The following is a 3726-nucleotide window of genomic DNA, read 5'->3' as shown; positions in this document are numbered from 1 at the left end:
TCTTTTCCGGCGAAGGTGGTATACTATGTCCGGTGTTTCCAGTAGAGACTTCACAATGAAACTTCTTTTTTTTGAAAAAAATTTCTTGCTCAAGAACATTTCCAATCCATTTATCATCGAAAAAATCGGGCTCTTCCAAAATGGTAATTATTCCATGCTAAGCGCACAGCCAAAAACGATTGAACATTTACTTGGCCTACTTGAATATTTAGAGCATAAAACCAAGTCCAACGGAAATTTCACCGATGAAATTATCCGTAGTATCATTTTTAATGTTTTGCTCGAAGTAGCCGAGATTACCCATCTGTCTGTAGTCGAGATTCAAAACAAGGATAAAACCATCCCTATATTCCATTTAAAGTTTCGGGAATTGGTACAAGAACATATTTTAGAACAAAGATCGGTACAGTTTTATGCCGAACAATTGCATATTTCCAATAAATATTTGATTGAAGTGGTAAAAAAAGCAAGCGGCAGGACACCACATGAGGTAATTGATGAAACTCTACTAAAAGAGGCATATGTTCTATTGGGAAACCCAGAATATACCATTTCGGAAATCGCATTTCAGTTACATTTCAATTCTACATCTGCCTTTGGTCGATTCTTTAAAAGGCATGCTTCCATTTCTCCTTCAAATTATCGCACAAGGCAAAATTTAAGTTCCTGAAAAATTAAGCACACAAATACGGAATTTCGGGATACATGCGAATTTAAGTATACAACTATCTTTGTTGTAAAATCTTGAAAACCAAAAAAAATGAAAAACATAACAGATAAGTTCGGTTCGTTTCTATCGAAATCAAAAGAATATGGAAATGTAAACCACGAGCCCGATTCGAGTAAGGAAGTACAATTGAACACCAAGGAAAAAACCATGCCTTTTTCGGATCAGATTGGAAATTATCAAAGAAATATCGGTATTCCCCCAAAATCCTATGAGAACAGCAAAGTATACATTGTAGGTAGTGGTATTGCGGGTATGTCGGCAGCATATTATTTTATACGAGATGGAAAGATTCCTGGCAGAAACATCATTTTCTTAGACCAATTGCATGTTGACGGGGGCTCTTTGGATGGTGCCGGAAATGCCGAAGACGGTTATATTATCCGAGGGGGTAGGGAAATGGATATGACCTATGAGAATCTTTGGGATATGTTTCAGGATATTCCAGCCGAAGAACTTCCTGAACCGTACAGCGTATTAGACGAATACCGATTGGTAAACGACAATGACCCCAATTATTCCAAAGCCCGTTTGATTCACAACCAAGGTGAAATTCGGGATTTCAGCAAATTCGGACTGGAGCGAAAAGACCAATTGGCCATTGTGAAATTATTGTTGAAGAAAAAAGAAGATTTAGACGATTTAACGATTGAAGATTATTTTAGCCAAGAATTTTTAGACAGTAATTTTTGGTTCTTTTGGCGCACCATGTTCGCCTTTGAAAATTGGCACAGCCTATTGGAATGCAAACTGTACATGCACCGTTTTCTTCACGCCATTGATGGAATGAAAGATTTTTCCTGTCTGGTTTTCCCAAAATACAACCAATACGATACGTTCATTACGCCTTTGCGAAAACATTTAGAGTCAAAAGGCGTACAAATTCAGTTGAATACTTTGGTAAAAGATTTGGACATTCACAGTAATATCCATGGCAAAGTGGTGGAAGGCATCGTTACCGAACAAGATGAAAGGGAAGTGAGAATACCAATAGGGAAAGACGATTATGTCATTGTGACCACCGGTTCCATGACCGAGGACACGTTTTATGGAACAAACAAAACCGCACCGATCATAGAAATGGACAACGGTTCGAGCGGACAAAGTGCCGGATGGAAATTATGGAAAAATTTAGCGTCAAAATCCGAGATTTTTGGTCGTCCCGAAAAATTCTGTGGCGATATTGAAAAATCTTCTTGGGAATCGGCAACATTAACGTGTAAACCGTCTGCCTTTACCGAAAAGTTGAAAGAATATACCATTAACGACCCGTATTCAGGAAAAACTGCAACGGGAGGCATTATTACCATTACCGATTCTGATTGGCTAATGAGCTTTACCTGCAACCGTCAGCCACACTTTCCTGACCAACCCGATGATGTTCTGGTTCTTTGGGTGTATTCATTATATATGGATAAAGAAGGAAATTATATTAAAAAACCTATGCCTCAATGTACAGGAGACGAAATACTGACTGAACTTTGTTATCACCTAGGCATTCTTGACCAAATTGATGATGTTATTGAAAACACCATTGTACATACCGCATTTATGCCCTACATCACTTCAATGTTTATGCCAAGGGCAAAGGGCGACAGACCAAATGTAGTTCCCGAGGGTTGTAAAAATTTAGGTTTGGTGGGACAATTTGTAGAGACCAACAACGATATTGTCTTTACCATGGAAAGTTCCGTTAGAACTGCCCGTATTGCCGTTTACGAACTGTTGAACCTGAACAAGCAAGTGCCTGATATCATACCGTTGCAATACGATATTAGACAATTGTTGAAAGCCACAAAATCACTAAATGATTATAGACCGATCCCAGGTGAAAGCATCTTGAGGAAAATTTTGAAAGACAGTTATTTCGAGCACATCCTACCCAAAGGAGAAACTTTGGAAGAAGAACATGAATCTTTCTTTCAAGAACAGTTCCATAAAATTCAAGAATGGATAAAGAACAAATAAAATGAATTATAAAAATATTACAATAGCTGGAAGTGGCGTATTAGGCTATCAAATTGCTTTCCAAACAGCATTTCACGGATTTAATGTCACCGTTTATGACATTAATGATGAAGTATTGGAAAAAGCAAAAGGCAAGTTTGAAATTATGAGTTACGCATTTAAAAATGATTTGAATGCAAGTCAGGAACAATTGGAAGATACATATCAAAATTTGAGCTACTCATCCAATTTAGAAGAGGCTGTAAAAGATGCCGACCTGCTCATTGAGGCCGTACCCGAAGACCCACAGATTAAAATGGGTTTTTATAAAAAACTGGCAAAAGTAGCTCTTGAAAAAACGGTGTTTGCCACTAATTCTTCCACACTCTTACCAAGTCAGTTCGCTTCCTCTACTGGAAGACCGGAGAAATTTGTTGCCCTGCATTTCGCCAACGAAATTTGGAAACACAATACCGCAGAAATTATGGGGCACCCGACTACTTCGCCCAAAGTGTTCAACGATATGGTGGAGTTTGCAAAAAGAATTGGAATGTTGCCTTTGCCATTGCACAAAGAACAACCTGGTTATATTCTCAATTCTTTACTTGTACCTCTTTTAGGTGCTGCACTCGATCTAGTTGTCAATGAAGTTGCCGACCCACCAACCGTGGATAAAACCTGGATGAAGGCTACAGGTGCCCCCGTAGGTCCATGTGCCATATTGGATGTTGTGGGCATTACAACAGCTTACAACATAAATAAAATGGCAGCCGAGAAAACACAGGATGCCGACAAGATAAAAGTGGTGAAATATTTAGAAGAAAATTTCATTAATAAGAATAAATTAGGCGTGGCCACTGGTGCAGGATTTTACACATACCCAAATCCGGCTTTTCAGAAAGAGGATTTTTTGAAGTAGAAAGAATAAATCGATTATAGGGAGGTTATATTGTGTTGTCTTGGAGTTCGTCGACCAACAATTGGAATTTAGAATAATAAGGATATAGAGGCTGGATGAGCCGGATGGTTGAGTCCACTAAAAACGGCAAATA

The 3726-nt window shown here is 38.5% G+C and carries 3 protein-coding genes; all 3 read left to right on the top strand.

From position 1 onward, the window contains the following. The coding region (locus K1F36_RS19830; protein WP_220115335.1) for a helix-turn-helix domain-containing protein at nucleotides 1-670 on the top strand (670 nt) is incomplete at its 5' end. A gap of 90 nt (nucleotides 671-760) precedes the next feature. After that, a complete protein-coding gene (locus tag K1F36_RS19825) occupies nucleotides 761-2695 on the top strand; it encodes an oleate hydratase (protein WP_220115334.1) in 1935 nt (644 codons plus the stop codon). 1 nt (nucleotide 2696) lies between these two features. Next, a complete protein-coding gene (locus K1F36_RS19820; protein ID WP_220115333.1) occupies nucleotides 2697-3593 on the top strand; it encodes a 3-hydroxyacyl-CoA dehydrogenase in 897 nt (298 codons plus the stop codon). The last annotated feature ends 133 nt before the right edge of the window (nucleotides 3594-3726 follow it).

This window comes from Flagellimonas abyssi (genome assembly GCF_019457905.1).
GTDB classification, from domain to species: Bacteria; Bacteroidota; Bacteroidia; order Flavobacteriales; family Flavobacteriaceae; genus Flagellimonas; species Flagellimonas abyssi.
The sequence above is the reverse complement of the archived record's forward strand: the minus strand, read 5'-3'. Positions and strand labels throughout refer to the sequence as shown.

Bases quoted from the DNA above. Each gene is read 5' to 3' on its own strand.
- K1F36_RS19825 (WP_220115334.1), top strand. From the start codon at position 761: ATGAAAAACATAACAGATAAGTTCGGTTCGTTTCTATCGAAATCAAAA.
- K1F36_RS19820 (WP_220115333.1), top strand. From the start codon at position 2,697: ATGAATTATAAAAATATTACAATAGCTGGAAGTGGCGTATTAGGCTAT.